This is a genomic window from Stenotrophomonas maltophilia group sp. msm4 (assembly GCF_032025605.1).
Taxonomy (GTDB): Bacteria; Pseudomonadota; Gammaproteobacteria; order Xanthomonadales; family Xanthomonadaceae; genus Stenotrophomonas; species Stenotrophomonas sepilia.
The window spans coordinates 1,671,348-1,691,723 of sequence record NZ_JAVSKK010000001.1 but is presented as its reverse complement, the minus strand read 5'-3'; the positions used below and the strand labels follow the sequence as shown (position 1 = coordinate 1,691,723).

Genomic DNA, 20,376 nt, shown 5'->3' with positions numbered 1-20,376 from the left:
TCAGTCTCCCCAGCGCAGTGCGGCTTCGAAGCCGATATGACGCTCGCGGTGGCCGTCGTAGACCGGCCGCGACCAGCGCACGCCGTACTCGAACAAGCGGCCCGGGCCCAGCTGCCATTCGTGCATGTACGACACCGACGGCACCAGCGCACTGCCGAAGCCGTCCTGCCAGTAGTCGCCCAGCGAGACCGTCAGCCGGTGGCGGAAGTGGCGTTCGTAGTGCCGCCACAGCTGCTGGTCGATGCGCAGCCCGATCTCGACCATGCGGTCGCGCTTCGGGTTGAAGTAGGGCGCATCGTCGCGGCTGCCACGACTGGTGTAGGCACTGGCGAGGCCATCGATCAGCCAGCGCGGGCGGGTCAGCAGGCGCTGTTCAAGGCGGGTGCTGAACAGTTCGCGGTGGTTGCCATCGTCATAGCGGAAGCGGCTGGCGCCGAACGTCCAGTGGGTGAGCTCGCTGCGCCGGTAGTCCACCTGTGCGCTCATGCTGTCGGCGGTGATGCCGGCCGCGCGCGCCTGCATCGAGGCTTCTGGATCATTGCGCGCAGCCACCAGGCCGGCGTGCCAGTAATCGTTGAACTGCCAGCCGACGCCGGCCCGCAGGCCGGTATCGCCGATGTGGTCGTTGGCGCGCAGGACGGCCGCTTCCGCATCCAGCTGCCCGAAGCGGTAGCGCACGCCCGCACCCAGCCACAGGGGATCGATGCGCTGGTCCTGGAAATCGGTCGAGCGCCGGTCGGCCAGGGCGAACAACCGCCAGCGGTCATCAAGGATCGGTGTCTCCACTTCCACACCGTAGTGGCGATCGTTGTTGCCCAGTGGCGAGGTGCCACCGCCACCGGAGCTGCGGCCGATGTCGGTCCATGCCTTCAGCTGCCAGCCGCGATGCGCACGCCAGGCCTGGTCCATGCGTTCGACGGCCGGTTGGGTGGGATAGCGTGCGACCAGGTCATCGTGCAGCGGCCGCGCCAGGTCGTCGCGCTGCAGGGCGACGTAGGCCTCTTCCATGCCCAGCCGCGGTTCGATGTCACGCGGGTCCAGCGCGTGTGCCATCTGCTGTCGCTGCAGTGCCCTGCGTGGCCAGCCGCGCATCATGTAGACGCTGCCCAGCGCACTCTGCAGGCCTCCGTTGCCGGCTGCGATGTCCACCATCGACTCCAGATCGTGCTGCGCAGTGACCAGGTCGCCGCTGTAAGCGCGCACCATTGCCAGGTTGAGATCGGCCTCGTAGCGTGACCAGTTCACGTACGGTGATTTGCCATTGCTCCAGCGCCACGCCGGCTCCTTGTCGCGCCATGCCTGCAGCAGGTCGATCGCCTTTTCCTGCTGCTCGCTTTCCAGGTAGGCGTAGGCCAGTTCCGAATGCGAGGCGTCGCGCGCCGGATCGCCAGCGACGGCCGCCTGCAGTACCGGAATGGCTTCTTCCGGGTGCAGGGTGCCCATCAACGAATCGCCCACGGCAGGCAGCACGTAGTCGGGCAGGGTGTGGCCTTCGGCCTGCAGGGCTCGTGCTTCCTCACGCACCTGTACATGGCGGCCCAGCCGGTTGAGCAGGATCAGCCGGTCCATGCGGATGCGCAGTGGCGCCTGCGAGGGTGGGGTGCCTTCGCCGCCAACGTAGCGCTGCATGCGCGCCAGGGTCGACTCGGCTTCTTCCAGGCGGCTGTCCTCGCTGCTGCTGTAGGCCAGGCTCCAGACCACGAGTTTGGCCAGGTAGTCGCCTTCCAGGCGCTGCTTCTGGGCGTCGTCGAACAGCTGCGGCCGCTGCTGGTACAGCTCCCAGGCGCGCCAGGCATTGCCGATGTCGCCCAGGGTCAGCACGCGCAGCTTGAACAGCAGATCGTCGTTGGGCTGCTGCTGGCTGGCGCGCTCGATTGCGCCGAGCGCATCCAGCCAACGGGCCTGGTCGCGGTAGCGGCCGATCTCGGCCAGGGCCGCGTCGCGGTCGGTCGGAGCCGCGCCGCTGGCCCAGGCCAGAGCGGTGCATGCGAGGCCGACGCAGAGCGCCAGCCGGCGGTGGACGACCATTGGGGACCCCCTTGGCTTCCGAACCAGACAACCTGTGAAAATGTGACGCAAATCACATGCCAGTATTTGGCGTGGCCGTGGCCTGCGTCACTCCCTTCGTGCATTCCCGCCCATTGAAGACGGATACAACCCGGACAGCGACCTGCAATGTCTTGTCTGAAACGAGAGTCCCCCGCACACCGAGTGGTGGCCTGGGCGGCGCCGCCGCCCCCATGCCCGATGCCGGCACGCGGCAAGGAAGGGCATTCGTGGGCACTATCCGCCCGCAATTGTCAGTCCGGCGTCAAGATTGCCCGGTGTCTGACGAGCGGTAGGCGGGGCCGTCTGGCGGCCCCGGCCGGGCTACCAGAGATCTTCCAGCTTGCGGGGCTTGCAGGCGACCCACGAAGCGCACAGCATCAGGGTGGCGCAGCCGAACAGGAAGCTGAACGGGAGCGTCCAGCCATTGCTGACGGTATGCAGCCAGCCGACCAGGAACGGGCCCAGGCAGCTGAAGCTGTAGCCCACGCCCTGCATGAAGCCCGACAGCGCGGCCGAGCCGGCCGGGGTGCGGGTGCGCAGGTTGATCAGGGTCAGCGCCAGCGGGAAGGTGGACGGGCCGACGCCGAGCAGGCAGGCCCACAGCAGGGGCGCCTTCATCGGCGCCAGCAGCAGCCCGGTGAAGGCGATCACGAACGAGAAGAAGCCGATCAGCACCAGCGGGAACGGGTTCTGCATGCGTACCGCCATCGACGGAATGACCAGTGACGGCAGCAGGCCCAGTGCCGAGAACACGGCCACCATCACGCCGCCGAACGCGGGCGTGCCACCGGCCTCGACCACGATGCGCGGCAGCCAGGTGAACATCGAATAGGTCATCAGCGAGGTCATGCCGAACATCAGCGTCATGCTCCAGCCCAGCGACGTGCGCCAGACCTTGCCGTGCGGCTGCGCGGTGGGATCGGCGGCGTCGGCCAGCGGCTTCGGTGCGCGCCTGGCCAGCAGCAGCCACGGCAGCGCGGCGGCCAGTGCAAGCAGCGCCCACATGCCCAGCGACACGCGCCAGCCTGCAGCGTTGGCCATCGGTACTGCCAGTAGCGCCGGCAGCATCGTGCCCAGCTGCAGCACGCTGATGTAGAGCGTGCTCATGGTGCCGACCTTGTTGGCGAAGTAACGCTTCACCAGCGGCGGCACCACCACGTTGCCGATGCCCATGCCGGCCAGCGCGATTACCGAGCCCAGCAGCAGCGTGCCGACGTTGCCGGCGCTGGAGCGCAGCAGCAGGCCGGCCATCGCCATCGCCATCGCCAGCAGTGTGGTGCGTTCCAGGCCCAGGCGCCGCGCCAGTGCCGGCGTGGCCACGCCGAACAGCGCGAACGAGGCGGTCGGCAGCATGCCCAGCACGCCGGTCATGGTGGTGCCGAAGCCGAACTGCTGGCCGAGCACGTCCAGCAGCGGGGTGATCGAGGTGACCGCAGTGCGCAGGTTGACTGCTGCCAGCAGGATCGCGGCAAACGCGAGGACGCGACCGTGCAGCAGCGACGGCGAATCGGAAGTGGAGGAACTCATCGATGGTCCTTGCAGGTGTCGCACGCCGCAGCAACGGCATGCAGCGCCGGCATCGGTCTACGCCGAAGCGGCAGGTGGGGGTGGGGGCTGCAGGTGGGCCGGCAGCGCGGCCATTGTACGTGTGCGCTCCGGCAAGGTCCCGTCATGCGGGCGGCCTGGCGCGGGGTACAAAAAAACCCGGAGGACAGTGATGTCTTCCAGGCTTCTTGGTGACCACCGAAGTGGTCGGGGAGACAGGATTCGAACCTGCGACCTCTACGTCCCGAACGTAGCGCTCTACCAGACTGAGCTACACCCCGAAGGGAGCCGCCTATTCTAGCGATTCACCCCGATGGCGGCAAGGGGTGAATGCTGTTTTCTTCACACCGCCGAAGCAGTGCCACCTCAGGGAACAAAAAAGCCTGGATGACTTCACCAGGCTTCAATGCGACCACGTGAGTGGTCGGGGAGACAGGATTCGAACCTGCGACCTCTACGTCCCGAACGTAGCGCTCTACCAGACTGAGCTACACCCCGAAGGAGCCGCCTAAGATACCGTGTGAAGGCCAGGGCGGCAAGGCTTTTTTACAGCTCAGCGACGATTTCCGTTCTCGATGCGGTTCTGCTCGCGGGCTTCGAACCACATGCCGTTGAGGATGGCCACCGTCGAGGCGAGGCCGGCACCGAGAATCCAGGCGAAGTACCACATAGTCAATCTCCATTGTTCAAGGGTGTGCCGACCGTCGGCCGGCACACCGGCAATCAGTAGGCGTTCGGGTTGTTGCCCATCTCTTCGGTGGTGGTCTTGCCCTTCAGCACACGGTACACCCAGGTGGTGTAGGCGAGGATGATCGGCAGGAACACCGCCGTGGCCAGCAGCATGATCCACAGGGTCAGGTGGCTGGACGAGGCATCCCACACGGTCAGGCTGGAGGTGGGCTGGCTCGAGGACGGCAGCAGGAACGGGAAGATGGCGAAGCCGACGGTCAGGATGATGCCGGCGATGGCCGCACCGGAGGCGATGAAGGCCAGGCCACCACGACGGGCACGCAGCAGCACCGCACTGGCCAGCAGGCCCGCCAGGCCGAGCAGCGGGGCCAGGATCGTGGCCGGCATCGCGCTGTAGTTGCGCATCCAGCCACCGGCGGCGCCGAGTTCGGCGGTCTTCAGAAGCGGATTGGTGGCGCCATCGGTAACCACCTGCGAGGTGATCTGGTAACCCGGCAGGCCGAAGGCCACCCAGGCGCCACCCACTGCGAACAGCACGAAGGCGATGATTGCCGCGATGCTGCCGAAGCGGGCCGCACGCTCGGCCACCGGGCCGTCGGTCTTGATCACCAGCATGGCCGCACCGTGGGCGACCAGCATCGACACGCTGAGCAGGCCGGCCAGCAGCGCGAAGGGCATCAGCAGGCCGAAGAACGAGCCGGTGTAGAAGATGCGCATGCTGTCATCGAAATGGAACGGAACGCCCAACAACACGTTGCCCACGGCCACGCCCATGATCAGTGCGGGAATGAAGCCACCGATGAACAGCGCCCAGTCCCAGGTGTTGCGCCAGCGTTCGCTGGGCATCTTGCTGCGGAACTTGAAGCCGACCGGACGCAGGATCAGGGCGAACAGGATCACGAACATCGCTAGGTAGAAGCCAGAGAAGCTGACCGCATACAGTGGCGGCCAGGCGGCGAAGATCGCGCCACCGCCCAGGATCAGCCACACCTGGTTGCCTTCCCAGACCGGGCCGATGGTGTTGATCACCCGGCGGCGTTCGGCATCAGTGCGGGCGACGAAGGGCAGCAGGGTGCCCACGCCCAGGTCGAAACCATCCATCACGGCGAAACCGATCAGCAGGATGCCGAGCAGCAGCCACCAGATCACGCGCAGCGTGGTGTAGTCCAGAAGAATGAAATCCATCTTGGTTCTCCTGCCTCAGGCCTGGCCGGCGGCGGGCGCCGAGGCATTGTGGGAAGCATGCGGCTGGGGCGACTGCAGCGAAGGCAGCAACTCGTCCGGACCCTTGCGGATCGCCTTGAGCATCAGCTTGATCTCGACCACGATCAGCGCAGTGTAGATCGCGGTGAAGCCGGCCAGGGTCAGCACGATTTCATGCAGGGCCAGGCCCGATGCCGCATAGAAGGTCGGCAGCACGCCATCGACCGCCCACGGCTGGCGACCATACTCGGCCACGAACCAGCCGCACTCGATCGCGATCCACGGTGCCGGCAGCGTCCACAGGGCCAGCTTGAGGAACCAGCGCTTGTCCTGGAAGTTGTTGCGGCACGAGTAGTAGAAGGCCAGCGCGAAGAAGGCGATCAGGTAGAAGCCCAGGCCGGCCATCACGCGGAAGGTCCAGAACAGCGGCATCACGCGCGGCACCGTGTCCATCGCCGCCTGCGAGATCTCCTGCGGGGTGGCGTTGAGGATGTCATCGCGATAGCGCTTGAGCAGCAGGCCGTGGCCCAGGTCCTGCCAGTGGCGGTCGAACATCTCGCGTGCTTCCACGTCGTTCTTGTTCGCACGCAGGCGTTCCAGCGCGCCGTAGGCGAGCTGGCCGCCGCGCACGCGGTGTTCGGCGCGCTCGACCAGTTCCAGGATGCCTGGAATCGGCTGGTTCAACGAACGGGTGGCGATCAGGCCCATCAGGTAGGGGATCTTCACCGCATAGTCGTTCTGGTGGGTGTCCTGGTTCGGGATGCCGAAGGCGGTGAAGTCGGCCGGCGCACGCTCGGTCTCCCACATCGCTTCGATCGCGGCCAGCTTCATCTTCTGGTGTTCACTGGCGGCGTAACCGCTCTCGTCACCCAGCACCACCACCGACAGCGATGACAGCAGGCCGAACGCTGCGGCCACCGCGAACGAACGACGGGCCAGGTCCTTGTGCTTGTTGCGCAGCAGGAACAGGGCACTGATCGCCATCACGAACACCGCACCGGTCACGTAGCCGGCGCTGACGGTGTGCACGAACTTGGCCTGCGCCACCGGGTTGAACACCACCGCCATGAAGTCGACCACTTCCATGCGCATGGTTTCCGGGTTGAACACCGCACCGGTCGGGTTCTGCATCCAGCCATTGGCCACCAGGATCCAGATCGCCGACAGGTTGGTGCCCAACGCCATCAGCCAGGTCACCATCAGGTGCTTGACCTTGGTCAGGCGATTCCAGCCGAAGAAGAACAGGCCGACGAAGGTGGCTTCCAGGAAGAACGCCATCAGGCCTTCGATCGCCAGCGGCGCACCGAAGATGTCACCGACGTAGTGGCTGTAGTAGGACCAGTTCATGCCGAACTGGAATTCCATGACGATGCCGGTGGCGACGCCCATGGCGAAGTTGATGCCGAACAGGACGCCCCAGAACAGGGTCATCCTGCGCCAGATCTCCTTGCCGGTCATCACGTACACGCTCTCCATGATGGCCACCATGAAGGACAGGCCGAGGGTGAGCGGTACGAATAGGAAGTGGTACATCGCGGTCAGCGCGAATTGCAGCCGCGACAGTTCTACGACTGTCTGATCAATCATGGCCTGGCTACCTCGTTGGATAGTGCCGTTGCAGGTGGCGGGAAGGGTGGTCTACGACGTGAATGATGTGACCGACTACTTCAAACAGCCTTGATCCAGATCAATGTATGAACAGGTGCCCCGGTCGATCGTATGCCAACCTGATGAAGACTGCGACTGCTGGCCGCAGAGGCCGGCCATTGCCTGCGCCTACAATGCCGTGTCTCCCCCGTTGCCCGTGAAGACCCCTTGAGCGCTGCCGAAACCTCCTCCGTCGCCCTGTCCCAGGACGCCGAAACGACCCGCCAGCGGCGCGCCCGCAGCGCGTGGCTGGCCGATCTGGCGCGGCCTGCTCGAGGCCGCCAGCGGCTGGCGGCACTGTGCATCAGCCTGTCCGGTGCCCTGTTGATCGGCCAGGCGGCCGCCATCGCCTGGCTGGTGCAGCAGGTGCTGGTGGAGCGCGCGCCGCTGGCCTCGGGGTTGCCGGTGCTGGGCGGTCTGGCGGCGATCCTGGTGGCGCGCACGCTGCTGGGCAGCGCCACCCAGGCCGCCGCCGGTGATGTGGCCGATGCCGCGCGGTTGGCCCTGCGTGAACGCGTGTTCGGACGCCTGCTTGGCCATGGGCCGCTGTGGCTGCGCCAGCGCCGCACCGGCGAACTGGGCGAACTGATGCTGCATCACGCTGATGCGATCGAGAGCTATTACAGCGGTTTCCTGCCGGTACGCACCGAAGTGGTGGTGGTGCCGCTGCTGATCCTGGCCGCCGTAGCCTGGGTCGACTGGGTGGTGGCGCTGATCCTGCTGTTCACTGCACCGTTGGTACCGTTCTTCATGATGCTGGTGGGCTGGGGGGCCGAAGCGGCCGGCCGCGCGCAGCTGGGTGAGCTGGCGCGGATGAGCGGCCATTTCGCCGACCGCATCAAGGGCCTGGGCCTGCTGCGCCTGTATGGCCGCGGCGAGGCTGAGCTGGAGGGGATCGAGGCGGCTGCCGAAGGCGTGCGCGTGCGCACCCTGAAGGTTCTGCGCATCGCTTTCCTGTCGTCCACGGTGCTGGAGTTCTTCGCCTCGGTCAGCGTGGCGATGGTCGCCCTGTACCTCGGGCTGAGCTATCTGGGCATGATGTCGCTGCATGCAACGGTACCGACGCTGGGGGCGGGCCTGTTCTGCCTGCTGCTGGCGCCGGAATTCTATGCGCCGCTGCGACGGCTGGCCGCCCACTACCACGACCGTGCCAATGCGCTGGCTGCCGCTGCCGAGGTGGAGCGCCTGCTGCAGTCGCTGCCCGATGAGCAGGGCCTGATCGAGAACGAAGCTGCGCCGCTGGCGGTGGAGCCGGCCGAGGCCGCGCTGCCGCCGCTGCGGGCACAGGGTCTGGTGCTGCGTCCGCTGGGCGCGCCGCACGATGTGCTGCAGGATCTGGATGTGCTGCTGGAACCGGGCCAGCGCCTGGCCCTGGTCGGTCCCAGCGGGTCCGGCAAGAGTACGTTGCTGGAGGCGCTGGCCGGTTGGCTGCCGCCGCGTGCCGGCAAGCTGCAGGTGCGTCCCGGCGTGCAGGTGGCCTATGCCAGCCAGCGTCCGTACCTGTTCCACGGCAGCATCGCCGACAACCTGCGCCTGGCCGATCCCGGCGCCAGCGATGCGCGCCTGCGCGCGGTGGCCGAGGCGTCGCAGGTACTGCAGTTTGCGCAGCGCCTGCCGCAGGGGCTGGATACGGTGATCGGCGAACGTGGCTTCGGCCTGTCCGGTGGTGAGGCGCGTCGCATCGGCCTGGCCCGTCTCCTGCTGCGTGATCCGCAGGTGCTGCTGCTGGACGAACCCACCGCGTTCCTGGATGCCGATACCGAAGCGGCATTGCTGCGCAGCCTGGCCGCATATGCACGTGGCCGCAGCGTGGTGGTCGCCACCCACAGCCCGGCGGTGATCGCCTGGGCCGATCGTTGCCTGCTGCTGCCGGAAGGCCGCCTGGTAGAACCGGCACAGGCGGTGCGCGCATGAGCCGTTCACCTGATTCGCTGCGCGCGGTGTTCCTGCGTCATCGTCCACGCCTGTTGCTGACGATCCTGTTGTTGTGGACCACGATGCTGGCCGGCACTGCATTGCTGGGCCTGTCCGGTGGTTTCCTCACCGCGGCCGCGCTGGCCGGTGCCGCAGGCCTGGGGCAGGGATTCAATTTCTTCTCGCCGTCTGCGGGTATCCGTGGCTTGACCATGGCGCGCATCGTGTCGCGCTACTTCGAAAAGCTGGTGGGCCACGATGCCACCCTGCGCATCGCCCGCGATCTGCGCGTCTGGTTCTTCCGCCGCGCGCTGCCACTGGCGCCGGCACGGCTGGGGGCTACGCGTACCGGCGAGTTGCTGGCGCGACTGCTGGGCGACATCGGCGAAGTGGATGGCCTGCTGGTACGTGCGATCGGGCCGCTGGTGGCGCTGGGTGCGCTGTCGGTGGTGGCGGTTGCATCGGCGGCGCTGATCCTGCCGTCGGCGGCAGTGCTGCTGGCGGTGCTGGCGCTGCTGATCGCCTTCGGTGTGCCGTGGCTGGGCGTGCGTGGCCACGATGATGAAGAAGCCGACCGCGCCGCACATCGCGCCGCATTGCGCACCGCGGCCTTTGAGGGGTTGGAGGGGGCGGGAGATCTGGCCGCGCTGCATGCCGATGTCGCGTGGCAGCTGAAGGTGCGCGTGGCAGCCAAGCAGTTGGCCTCGCGTGACCGCCGCCGTCGCTGGCGCCTGATCGCGGCCTCGACCCTGCACGGCCTGGTGGCCGGGCTGGGCCTGGTGGCGATGCTGGCGTTGGCCCTGCACGCCGCCGAACAGCAGCGCATCGCGCCGGAGATGGCGGCGGGCCTCGTGTTCCTGACCGTGGCGTTGATCGAACTGTGGGCCGGCATGGGCCTGGCCTGGCAGTCGCTGCAGTCCGGGCGCATTGCCGCAGATCGCCTGCAGGCGATCGTCGAGCAACCGCCGACGGTGGACGATCCGCAAGTGCCACAGCCGGTGCCGCAAGCCGCGCGCGTGCATTGGGACGATGTGCATTTCCAGTGGCCGGGCGCGGCGCGGCCGGTGCTGTCCGGCCTCCAGCTGACCCTGGCGTCAGGCGAACGCATCGCCATCCGCGGCGACAGCGGCAGTGGCAAGACCACGCTGTCCAGCCTGCTGCTGCGGCTGTGGGATCCGCAGCAGGGGCGAATCACCTATGGTGGCCGCGATCTGCGCGACGTCGCCCAGGCTGAGTGGCACCAGCAACTGGCGTGGCTGCCACAGAACGCACCGGTGTTTGCCGGCAGCGTGGCAGAAAACCTGCGGCTGGGCGATCCCGATGCCAGCGACGCCGCCTTGTGGGCGGTCCTCCGTCGCGTGCGCCTGGGCGACTGGGCCGAGCGCAACGGTGGCCTGCAGGCCTGGGTGGGCGAGAACGGCGCGACGATGTCGGCCGGCCAGGCGCGACGGCTGGCGCTGGCGCGGGCGCTGCTGCGCAACGCGCCGATCCTGCTGCTGGACGAACCAACCGAAGGGTTGGACGTGGATACCGCACGTGCGCTGCTGCACGATCTCTCCGGGTTGCTGGACGGGCGCAGCCTGTTGATGATCACCCACGACGACCTGCCCGAAGGCGTGGTCGATGCGCAGTACCGGTTGCGTGATGGGGTGTTGATTCGCGAATCGTGACGATGGTCCGGTAGTGCCGGCCGCTGGCCGGCAATTGAAGCGTCTGAGGTTGCCGGCCAGCGGCCGGCACTACCGATGGCGAGGGTTATCGCGAAAATTCGCGCAGCAGTACCGCGATCGAGGCCACGTTGGCCAGCACGCACAGCCAGAACACCCATTGGAACGCGGCCTTGCGGTGCTTGTGGCGGAACATCGCCTGGCCCAGCAGCGCGCCGGGCCAACCACCGGCAAAGGCCAGCAGCTGCAGGGTGCGCTCGGGAATCCGCCACTGCTTTCGCTGCGCCGCGCGCTTGTCATGGCCATAGAGCCCGAACGACACCGCGCTGGCCAGCACGCACCAGCCGCCCAGCCACAGCGGCAGCACGCCGCTGATCATCAGCGCGATCAACGCGCCGAAGGCAGCCAGCGCGAGATTACGCCGCCACGCCACTTACAGCGCGTCGAGGAAGCCGCGCACGGCCGGGCCGAAACGCTCGAAATCGACGAGGAAGGCGTCGTGGCCCTGCGGCGATTCCAGGCCGATGAAGTGCGCATCGGCACCGCCGGCGCGCAGGCCATCGGCAATCTGTTGCTGCTGCTGCACGGGGAACAGGATGTCGGTGTTGGCGCCGATCGCCAGCGCCTTCTCCACACGGATCTTCGCAAGCCCGGCCAGCACGTTGCCGTCGGCATACTCGGCCAGGTCGAACCAGTCCATCGAGCGGCTCAGGTACAGGTAGCAGTTGGGATCGAAGAAACGCACGAAGCGCCGTGCGTGGCCTTCCAGATAGCTTTCCACCTGGAATTCCAGGCCGAACGGATCGTCGTCGGTCTGGTCCGAATCCAGCCGCACGCGGCCGAAGCGGCCATCCCACTCCAGCGCCGAGCGGTAGGTGATCACGCCCAGCTTGCGCGCCATGCGCATGCCGGACTCGGGGTACTCGGCATCGTCGTAGTGGCCGCCATTCCAGCGCGGGTCAAGGCGGATTGCCTCGCGCTGCAGCGAGCGGATCGCGATCGAGAACGGCAACGCCTGCGCGCTGCCGGAAATGTTGACGTGGCTGCGCGCGATGCCCGGATGCAGCATCAGGATGGCAAGGGCCGTCATGCCGCCCATCGAGTTGCCGACCACGCAGGCCAGCCGCTCGATACCGAGTGCACGCACGACGTCGACGGCGGCGCGGGCACCGTCTTCGATCGACAGCTCGGGGAAGTCCAGGCGGTAGGGCTCACCGTTGGCCGGGTTGAGCGAAGCGGGGCCGGTCGAGCCCTTGCAGCTGCCCAGCGAATTCACGCATACCACGAACCAGCGGTTGGTATCGATCGGCTTGCCGGGGCCAACCATCGCTTCCCACCAGCCCGGTGCCGGGTTGGCCTCGTTGGCCGCTGCATGCGCGTCTGGGGACAGGCCGGTCACGATCAGGATCGCATTGCTGGCATCGGCCGCCAGCGTTCCCCAGGTCTCGTAGGCCACGCGCGCGCCGTGCAGGGCGCCACCGCGCTTGAACGGGAACGGCGAAGGCAGGGCGTGGAAGCGGGTGCCGGGCGGGATGAATTCGGTCATGCACGCATTCTAGCGGGGCGGCATGTGGAGCTGGCGACACGCTGGATTCCAGCAGCGGGTGGACGCGGACCGGACCGTCGTATCCACGCATGGCGTGGATCTGCTGTAGCAACTGTCTTGTCAGGCGGAGGCCATCTGGGCCTCCGCGTCACGCTTGCGGGCGTTGAGGATCACCAGCATCTTGCGCATCACCGCGACCAGGGCCACCTTGCCCGGCTTGCCTTGGTTGACGAGGGATTCAAAGAATTCCTTGAGCCGGGGCTCATAGCGTTTGGCGGTCAGCGCTGCCATGTAGAGCGCTTCGCGTACAACGGCCCGGCCGCCGGTGATGCTCCGTCGTCCTTTCCAGTTGCCGCTTTCCCGGTTCATGGGGGCAACCCCTACCAAGGCCGCGATGGCTTTCCCACTTAGTCTTCCCAGCTCCGGCAGCTCGCAGGCCAGGGTTGCCATCAGCACCGGGCCAGCGCCTTTGAGCTTGGCAAAGTCATGCCATCCTTCCTGCTCAGCCAAGAGCGCTGCGATGGTGGTATCGAGCTGCTTGATGGTTTTCTGGATCTCACGCAGATGCTGATTCAGCATGGAAATCAGGCTTGGTTCGCTGAACGCACGCATGCGCTGATGCTCGCTCACCCGCATCTGCACCAGATGGCGCCGACGCTGGCAGAGCTCACCCAGACGGCGTTGCCAGGCTGCTGGCGGGACGTAACGGGTCAGCTTGAGAACGTCGGCCATGTGAGCCAGAACCATGGCATCGATGCGATCGGTCTTGGCCTGCTTCCCGGTGGCTGAGGCGAAACTGCGGCCACGGCCCGGGTTGATCCGCACCATCGGCAAGCCAGCTTCGTGCAAGGCGTCCAGCGCCTTCTGTTCATAGCCGCCGCTGGCCTCCAGCACGACCTGCTTGGCTGGCCACCGCTGCAGCCATCTGATCAGACTGGCCCAGCCCCGCTTGTTGTTCTTGAACTGACGGAAGGCCTGTTCATGGACGGCCACATCCAGATTCTCACCGCTGACATCGATCCCGATCCCAAACATGGGGCAACTCCGCTAGGCTGACAGGGTCGAGAGCTCCCCCCGCTTGCCCAGTCTTATCAGTACGAGTGCCAGCTCGATCAACTGTTCGGGCGGATCAGGGAGAAACCGGCGCGGAGATCCTTGCTACAGAGCGATCGAAAAGACCTAGAGCCGAACGGTCGTCCGCGCCGGGCTCTCGGCACCTAAGGTGCCAGAGTCGGAAGAGATAAGAGCCGAGCCGATGCTCGGCTGGCGGGCGTCGGCAACCCAATCGCAGCCGAGCGTGGGCTCGGCTCTACAAGTCAGGGAAACCGCAGTTCCACCACGCCTTCATGCGGCAGGCTTACCTTCACTGGAACGCTCTGCAGGTCGCCCTCGCTGCGATTGGCGCTACCAGTACGCGAGATGCGTGCCAGCACTTCCACTTCGCGGTGGGCCGACAGCGGTGCGGTTGGCATCGGACTGTCACCGTCGCCGAGCCCGACCGTGTCCGGGAATCCGCTCAGCGGCAGCTTGCGAGCGGCCACCGGCATCGGCGGGCCGCCGACGGCACGGGCCAGCACGAACACCTGGGTGCTGGCGGGCCACTCGGCGTTGTTCAGTGCCGGCAGCTGCACGCGCACCTGCAGCAGCGCCGGTGGCGCCGCAACGCCAGCATCGGGCGCATGGCCGGCGGCCTCGCGGGCAATCGCGATCTGCGCCTGCAGCGCCTGCGCGGCACCCGGTTCCAGTCGCGGCAGCAGGCCGCTCCACACGTCCGCAGCCTCGGCATTCCTTCCACGTTGCCGCAGGGCGATGCCCAGCAGCCAGCTGGCGCGCTCGGCGTCGGGGGCCTGTGTACGTGCCTGCTGCAACCAGGTCATCGCGGTGTCATCGAACTGCTTGCCGGCATCAGCCTGCGCGCGCGCCTGCGCGGCTTCCACCAGCACGCCCGGATCATCCGGTGCCAATTCGGCGGCCTTCGCGAAGGCGTCTGCCGCAGCTGAGGCATTGCCCAGTTCGGCCTGCGAACGCCCGAGCAATGCCCAGCCATCGGCACGCTGAGGGTCGCGCTTCAGTGCATCCTGCAGGGCCTGCACACCATCGCGCAGGGTGGCCACCGACGGCGTCGGCTGTACCTGTGCTGCACGCGGATCACCGACCAGCAGGTACAGGCAGGCACCGGCCACGCCCAGTGCGAACACGCCGACCACGAAACCGCGACGACCGTGGTGGCGCAGCGGCCACAGCACCAGTGCTGCCATCAGCGCTGCAACCAGGCCGGCCAGCACCGGCAGCCAATGGTTCACCATTCGTCTCCTTCATCGGCCTTGCCGGCCGGCGCCGCGCCGACGGTGCGTCCACGTCGGCGGACGATGCCCAGCACCACCAGTGCACCGGCGCCGAGCACCAGCAGGGGGCCACCCCACAGCAGCCAGGTGCCCGGCTGCAACGGTGGTTGATAGAGCACGAACTCACCGTAGCGGGCGACCAGGAACTGCTTGATCTGTGCGTCGTCGTGGCCCTGCTGCATCAGCTGCAGCACCTCGCGACGCAGGTCCTGCGCGATCTGTGCGTTCGAATCGGCCAGCGACTGGTTCTGGCACTGCACGCAGCGCAGTTGTGCGGCCAGGTCATGGAAGCGGCGCTCCTCGGCATCGTCGCGGAACTGCAGCGGCTGTGGATCGTGCAGCGGCTGCTGGGCCAGCACGGCCAGCGGCAGCATCAGGAGCAGCAGCGCCAGCAGCCAGCGCATCGGCTCAGGGCGCCGTATGCAGGGTGTTGCCGGCACTGCCCTGGGCCTTCTCGATCTTCTCCAGTGCCGGGATCAGCTTCTCATCGATCACGCGCTGGGTCATCGCGCCACTGTACTTCCAGCGCACGATGCCGCTGCCATCAACCAGGAAGGTTTCTGGCGCAGCGGTCACGCCCCAGTCGATCGCGGTGCGGCCCTCGACGTCGCTAAGCACCACCATGAACGGGTTGCCCAGCTGCTCCAGCCAGTGCAGCGCGTCGGTCGGATCATCCTTCCAGTTGTAGCCGATCACGCGCACGCGCTTGCTCTCGGCAAAGCGGGTCAGTACCGGGTGTTCTTCGCGGCAGGCCGCGCACCAGCTGCCCCAGACGTTCAGCAGATAGGGCGCGCCGCGCAGCTCGTCGCTGTGTACGATCATTTCCGGGTCATGCAGCACCGGCAGCGCGAACGCCGGCGCCGGCTTGTCGATCAGCGCCGACGGCAGCACGTCGCGCTGCGGGTCGCCCGATTTCATCACCCCGTAGATCATCAGCCCGAGCAGGCCGAAGAAGAACAGCACGCCGATCACGATGGCTACCGGCGGCAGCGGGCGGGAGGGGCGCGGGGCGGGGGACTCGGACATGGGAACTCCTACGGACGACGGAAACGGCGGTCGGCGGCGGTGATGAATCCGCCCAGGGCCATCAGCAGCGCGCCGAGCCAGATCCAGCGCACGAACGGCTTGATGTGCACCCGGACCGCCCATGCATTGTTGCCCAGCGGCTCGCCCAATGCCACGTAGACATCACCGTCGAAGCGTGCATCGATGCCGGCCTCGGTCATCACCTGGCCGCCACTGGCGTACTGGCGCTTCTCGGGATGCAGCAGGGCCTGCTCGCGGCCGTTGCGGAACACCCGCAGGTGGCCCCGATCAGCGATGAAATTCGGCCCTTCGCGATGGTCCACGCCTTCGAAGCGGACTTCGTAGCGACCGACCACCAGCTGCTGCCCCGGCGCCAGCGCCACTTCGCGCTGCACGTTCAGCGCTTCGACCAGCAGGGCGCCGGCCAGGAACACCGCGATGCCGGCGTGGGCGACGATCATGCCGAGCATCTCGGCGGTGAAGCGGCCATTGCCGCGCAGGCGCTGCCAGACGAAGCGCGCGGTGCCGAGTGCGACCCAGGCCGCAGCGGCGACGCCGATGCCGGCCTTCCAGCCATTCTGCGGTGCCTGCCACCAGGCCAGCGCGCCCAGTAATACCGCCAGGCCCAGCCAGGGTGCCAGCAGCGCGAAGGCGCGCGAGGGCTGGTCACGCTGCCATTTCACCAGCGGGCCGAACGGCAGCAACAGGATCATCGGTGCCATCAGCAGCAGGAACAGGCTGCCGAAGTAGGGCGGACCGACCGAGATCTTGCCCAGCGACAGCGCATCGGCCAGCAGCGGGTACAGCGTGCCGAGCAGCACCATCGCGCAGGCGGTGGCCAGCAGCAGGTTGTTGGCCAGCAGCAGGGTCTCGCGCGAGGTGGCGGTGAAGCCACGGCGCGGATCATCGGCATCCACGCTCAGCTGGCTGGCGCGCAGCGCGTACAGCAGCAGGCTGCCACCGATCAGCACTGACAGGAACACCAGGATGAACAGGCCGCGCGAAGGATCGGCAGCGAATGAATGCACGCTGGTCAGCACGCCCGAGCGCACCAGGAAGGTGCCCAGCAGCGACAGCGCGAAGGCGGCGATCGCCAGCAGCAGGGTCCAGCTGCCGAAGGTGCCGCGCTTTTCGGTGACGGCCTGTGAATGGATCAGTGCCGCACCGACCAGCCACGGCATGAAGCTGGCATTTTCCACCGGGTCCCAGAACCACCAGCCGCCCCAACCCAGCTCGTAGTAGGCCCACCAGCTGCCCAGTGCGATGCCCAGGGTCAAAAAGCCCCAGGCGACGTTGGTCCACGGCCGCGTCCAGCGCAGCCAGCGCGCATCCACGCGACCTTCCAGCAGCGCGGCCACTGCGAATGCGAAGGGCACCGCGAAGCCTACGTAGCCCAGGTACAGCATCGGTGGATGGATGATCAGCCCCGGATCCTGCAGCAGCGGATTGAGGTCGCGGCCTTCCAGCGGTGCCGGGTTCAGGCGCAGGAACGGATTGGAGGTGAAGATCAGGAAGGCGAGGAAGCCGACGCTGACAATGCCCATCACCGCCAGTACGCGCGCCTGCACCGGTGCCGGCAGGTGCCGCGAGAACAGCGCCACCGCGCCGGTCCACAATGCCAGCACCAGCGCCCACATCAGCAGCGAGCCCTCGTGCGCGCCCCACACCGCCGAATAGCGGTAGATCAGCGGCAGCAGCGAATTGGAGTTCTCGGCCACATAGCGCACCGAGAAATCCTGCTGCACGAACGCGGTGGTCAGCACCGCGAAGGCGCCGGCCAACAGCAGCAACTGCGCGAAGGCGGCAGGCCGCGCCACTGCCATCCATGCCGCGTTGTTGCGATGCGCACCGGCCAGCGGCAGGCCGGCCTGCAGCAGCGAGGCCAGCAACGCACACAACAGCAGGATCTGACCCAGTTCGGGCAGCACTCAGCGCACCTCGGGGGCCGTCACCGGCACGTCGTGCTTGCGATGGGCATCGCCCATCTTGTCGGCCACTTCCTTCGGCACGTACTTCTCATCGTGCTTGGCCAGCACTTCGTCGGCGACGAAGACTCCGTCCTGCAGGCGGCCACTGGCGACCACCGCGGTGCCTTCGGCGAACATGTCCGGCAGGATCCGCGAGGTGGTCACCGCCAGCTGTGCATCGCCGTCGGTCACGTCGAAGCGCGCCTCCAGCGAGCCGACCGGGCGGTTGAAGGAGCCCTTCACCACCATGCCGCCCAAGCGGAAACGCGACTGTGCATCGACATCGCCGCGCAGCACTTCCGAAGGGGTGTACAGGTAGGCGATGTTGCGTTCCAGCGCCATCGCCACCAGCGCGGTGGCCAGGCCGGAGGCGAGCAGGGCCAGCAGCACCCACACCAGGCGGCGACGCTGCACCGGGGTCATCGTTCCAGCTCCGTCGACAGCGGCGTCGCAGCGTCCTGCCTGCCAGCGCGGGTCTGCTGCCGCTGCTGGCGGGCCAGTGCCAGCCGGCGCGCCACGCGCAGGCGCAGCCACGAACCGAGGGCATCGGCGCTGAGCACCAGCACGAATACGGCGTAGGCGCCGATCACATAGGGCAGGTGTGTCATGGCTGGGCCTCCCGGGTGGCGCGCGCGGCATCGACACGGCCGCCGACCCAGGCCTTGCCGGCCTCGCGGTCGAGATTGTCGGCGCGGGCCTTGGCCAGCACCGAACCGGCGAACCAGAACTTGGTGCCGATCACCATCCACCACAGCGGCGCGATCATCGCGCTGCTGATCGCCGATTCACCGAACACGTTGATCGACTGGCGCTGGTGCAGGCCGCCCCACCAGTCCACCGAATAGCGGATCACCGGCAGCAGGCTGACACCTACAATGGCCAGCAGGCCAGCGGCGCGCGCGGCGCTGCGGCGGTCTTCGATGGCGTGGTACAGGCCGATCACGCCCAGGTACAGGAACAGCAGTACCAGTTCGCTGGTCATGCGCGGGTCCCAGTCCCACCAGGTGCCCCAGGTGCCCTTGCCCCAGATGCTGCCGGTCAGCAGGGTGATGAGGGTGAAGCCGGCGCCCATCGGCGCGCAGGCCATGGCCAGGATCTCGCAGACCTTGATCCGCCAGATCAGCGCGATCGCGGCATACAGCGCCATCAGCGCGAACACGAACAGGCTCATCCAGGCACTGGGGACGTGGATGTAGAGGATGCGGAAGCTGTCCAGCTGCTTGGCTTCCGGCGGCACCACCAGCAGCGCCTGCCACATGCCGACCAGCAGCACCGGCACTGCGGCGAGGTAGAACACCCGCGACCAGCGGGCAGCGAAACGGTCGAACGTGGGAGGCGAACCGAGTTGGTGGAACCAGCGGACAATCGGATTCATGCGTGGCGGCTATCCAGCAGGGGTGGATTGGCTCTCAGCTCGGTCAACTCAGAGAAATACGTATTGCAGCGGCGGTGGCCAGCGGCGCCAGCACCAGCGCGACCAGCAGGCCGGCGCCCAGCATCAGCAGCGCACCGACCGGATCCTGCCCGCGCCCGGCTGCCGCCAGGCTGCCTGCGCCGAACACCAGCACCGGCACGTACAGCGGCAACGACAGCAACGCCACGAGAATACCAGAGCGCCGGATGCCAACGGTCAGTGCAGCGACCACGCCACCGATCAGGCTCAGCAACGGCGTTCCCAGCAGCAACGATGCCAGCAACATCGGCAGCTGGTCATGCGGCAGGTGCAGCATTTCGGCCAGCAGCGGGCTGACCACGATCAGCGGCAGTGCCGTGGTGGCCCAGTGCAGCAGCACGCGCACCAGTACCAGCCAGGCCAGCGGCACCGGCGCCAGCAGCCACTGTTCCAGCGAGCCATCTTCGGCGTCGGAACGGAACAGCGAATCCAGCGACAGCTGTCCCGCCAGCAGCACGGCCAGCCACAGCACCGCGCCGGCGGTGGCGGCCAGCAGTTGTGGCTCACGACCCTGGGCCAGCGCGAACAGCACCACCACCAGCACCGCGAACAGCAGCGGTTGCAGCGCGTCGCCGCGGCGGCGCCAGAGCAGGCGCAGGTCGCGCTTGAGCAGGGCGCCCGCGGTCTGCCACAGGCCCGGTTCGGTACCCGGCGCGATCATGCGGCACCGCCGAGGTCGAGCTGGCGGGTGCGCACCGGCGGTGCGGCATAGGCGCCGTGGGTGGTGACCAGCGCAGCGCCACCGGCGCGCAGGTGCGCCGAAATCATCCGGTTGACCAGAGTGATGCCCTCCAGGTCGAGGTTGGCGTAGGGTTCGTCGAGCAGCCACAGTGGCGCCGGCGACAGCCAGATGCGCGCCAGTGCCAGCCGCCGCTTCTGCCCGGCCGACAGGTGGCGTACCAGAGTGTCCTCGTAACCGGCCAGGCCGACGATGGCCAGCGCGTTGCCGGGCATCTGCCGCGCACGGCGGCCGTGCAGGCCGCACAGGAAGTGCAGGTTCTCCAGCGTGCCGAGGTCCGGCTTCAGCGCCGGCAGGTGGCTGAGATAGGCGACATAGCGCGCACGCTCGGCGTTGCTGGCCGGCTTGCCGTCGATCCGCACCTGGCCGGCCCCGGGCCGGGCCAGGCCGGCCAGCACGCGCAGCAGGGTGGTCTTGCCGGCGCCATTGCCACCCTGCACCAGCAGGGCTTCGCCGGCGTCCACATGGAAGTCCAGCGGGCCGAACACCGGCTCGTCATTGCGGGAGAAGCTCAGGCCGCTGGCGGCCAGCAATGCAGGGGTGTCCAAGGGGCAGGGATCTTCATGCCGGAGTGCGGTGGCAATT

At 67.5% G+C, this 20,376-nt stretch carries 19 protein-coding genes and 2 tRNA genes; 2 read left to right on the top strand and 19 right to left on the bottom strand.

The window, feature by feature from the left end; all coding sequences use genetic code 11:
- The 7 genes from pgaA to ROV93_RS07955 all read right to left on the bottom strand — a co-directional run bounded on the left by pgaA (nt 1) and on the right by ROV93_RS07955 (nt 7,074).
- On the bottom strand, nt 1-2,028 hold the full coding sequence (pgaA, locus tag ROV93_RS07985; protein ID WP_180890820.1) for a poly-beta-1,6 N-acetyl-D-glucosamine export porin PgaA: 2,028 nt from the start codon (nt 2,026-2,028) through the stop codon (nt 1-3).
- Nucleotides 2,029-2,370: 342 nt separating this feature from the next.
- Nucleotides 2,371-3,576 carry an MFS transporter gene (locus ROV93_RS07980; protein WP_072168385.1) on the bottom strand — a complete coding sequence of 402 codons (1,206 nt, stop codon included), beginning with the start codon at nt 3,574-3,576 and terminating at the stop codon, nt 2,371-2,373.
- Between the two features lie 222 nt (nt 3,577-3,798).
- Nucleotides 3,799-3,875, bottom strand: a tRNA-Pro gene (locus ROV93_RS07975).
- Between the two features lie 140 nt (nt 3,876-4,015).
- Nucleotides 4,016-4,092 (bottom strand) — tRNA-Pro (locus ROV93_RS07970).
- 55 nt (nt 4,093-4,147) lie between these two features.
- On the bottom strand, nt 4,148-4,264 hold the full coding sequence (gene cydX / locus ROV93_RS07965; protein WP_072168384.1) for a cytochrome bd-I oxidase subunit CydX: 117 nt from the start codon (nt 4,262-4,264) through the stop codon (nt 4,148-4,150).
- A gap of 53 nt (nt 4,265-4,317) precedes the next feature.
- On the bottom strand, nt 4,318-5,469 hold the full coding sequence (gene cydB, locus ROV93_RS07960) for a cytochrome d ubiquinol oxidase subunit II (protein ID WP_053501030.1): 1,152 nt from the start codon (nt 5,467-5,469) through the stop codon (nt 4,318-4,320).
- Between the two features lie 15 nt (nt 5,470-5,484).
- Nucleotides 5,485-7,074: a cytochrome ubiquinol oxidase subunit I gene (locus tag ROV93_RS07955; protein WP_053501033.1), complete on the bottom strand. Its 1,590-nt coding sequence runs from the start codon at nt 7,072-7,074 to the stop codon at nt 5,485-5,487.
- Between the two features lie 228 nt (nt 7,075-7,302).
- Here ROV93_RS07955 and cydD point away from each other — a divergent pair, with 228 nt between their 5' ends.
- Together cydD and cydC are read left to right on the top strand one after the other, a co-directional pair.
- Nucleotides 7,303-9,048, top strand: coding sequence for a thiol reductant ABC exporter subunit CydD (gene cydD / locus ROV93_RS07950; protein ID WP_072168383.1), 1,746 nt, complete (start codon nt 7,303-7,305; stop codon nt 9,046-9,048).
- Nucleotides 9,045-10,718, top strand: a complete 1,674-nt coding sequence (gene cydC / locus ROV93_RS07945) for a thiol reductant ABC exporter subunit CydC (protein ID WP_072168382.1) — start codon at nt 9,045-9,047, stop codon at nt 10,716-10,718. Before cydD ends, cydC begins: the two co-directional genes overlap by 4 nt.
- 85 nt (nt 10,719-10,803) lie before the next feature.
- On the opposite strand, the gene ROV93_RS07940 is transcribed toward cydC, so the two are convergent.
- The 12 genes from ROV93_RS07940 to ccmA form a co-directional block, all read right to left on the bottom strand.
- Nucleotides 10,804-11,148 carry a DUF1294 domain-containing protein gene (locus ROV93_RS07940; RefSeq protein ID WP_061478025.1) on the bottom strand — a complete coding sequence of 115 codons (345 nt, stop codon included), beginning with the start codon at nt 11,146-11,148 and terminating at the stop codon, nt 10,804-10,806.
- The gene (locus ROV93_RS07935; RefSeq protein WP_072168381.1) at nt 11,149-12,261 is read right to left on the bottom strand and encodes a homoserine O-acetyltransferase; all 1,113 of its coding nucleotides are present in this window, start codon (nt 12,259-12,261) and stop codon (nt 11,149-11,151) included.
- Nucleotides 12,262-12,381: 120 nt separating this feature from the next.
- Nucleotides 12,382-13,296, bottom strand: coding sequence for an IS110 family transposase (locus tag ROV93_RS07930; RefSeq protein ID WP_269777539.1), 915 nt, complete (start codon nt 13,294-13,296; stop codon nt 12,382-12,384).
- A 281-nt stretch (nt 13,297-13,577) separates the two neighbouring features.
- The gene (locus tag ROV93_RS07925) at nt 13,578-14,567 is read right to left on the bottom strand and encodes a tetratricopeptide repeat protein (RefSeq protein WP_180890825.1); all 990 of its coding nucleotides are present in this window, start codon (nt 14,565-14,567) and stop codon (nt 13,578-13,580) included.
- Complete coding sequence (locus tag ROV93_RS07920) at nt 14,561-15,010, bottom strand: cytochrome c-type biogenesis protein (protein WP_072168379.1); 450 nt, start codon at nt 15,008-15,010, stop codon at nt 14,561-14,563. The genes ROV93_RS07925 and ROV93_RS07920 overlap by 7 nt, the downstream gene beginning before the upstream one ends.
- Before the next feature lie 4 nt (nt 15,011-15,014).
- Nucleotides 15,015-15,632 (bottom strand): DsbE family thiol:disulfide interchange protein, encoded by a 618-nt coding sequence (locus ROV93_RS07915; protein WP_072168378.1) that lies wholly within the window; start codon nt 15,630-15,632, stop codon nt 15,015-15,017.
- Between the two features lie 8 nt (nt 15,633-15,640).
- Nucleotides 15,641-17,560: a heme lyase CcmF/NrfE family subunit gene (locus tag ROV93_RS07910; protein ID WP_072168377.1), complete on the bottom strand. Its 1,920-nt coding sequence runs from the start codon at nt 17,558-17,560 to the stop codon at nt 15,641-15,643.
- Entirely contained in the window at nt 17,561-18,022 is a 462-nt protein-coding gene (ccmE, locus tag ROV93_RS07905; RefSeq protein WP_061478019.1) for a cytochrome c maturation protein CcmE, read from the bottom strand. It abuts the gene before it with no gap.
- Entirely contained in the window at nt 18,019-18,207 is a 189-nt protein-coding gene (locus tag ROV93_RS07900; RefSeq protein ID WP_061478018.1) for a heme exporter protein CcmD, read from the bottom strand. Before ROV93_RS07900 ends, ccmE begins: the two co-directional genes overlap by 4 nt.
- Nucleotides 18,204-18,974, bottom strand: a complete 771-nt coding sequence (gene ccmC / locus ROV93_RS07895) for a heme ABC transporter permease CcmC (protein WP_061478017.1) — start codon at nt 18,972-18,974, stop codon at nt 18,204-18,206. The genes ROV93_RS07900 and ccmC overlap by 4 nt, the downstream gene beginning before the upstream one ends.
- 43 nt (nt 18,975-19,017) lie before the next feature.
- A complete protein-coding gene (ccmB, locus tag ROV93_RS07890) occupies nt 19,018-19,713 on the bottom strand; it encodes a heme exporter protein CcmB (protein WP_006456616.1) in 696 nt (231 codons plus the stop codon).
- A complete protein-coding gene (gene ccmA, locus ROV93_RS07885; protein WP_032954317.1) occupies nt 19,710-20,339 on the bottom strand; it encodes a heme ABC exporter ATP-binding protein CcmA in 630 nt (209 codons plus the stop codon). The genes ccmB and ccmA overlap by 4 nt, the downstream gene beginning before the upstream one ends.
- Between the last annotated feature and the right edge of the window lie 37 nt (nt 20,340-20,376).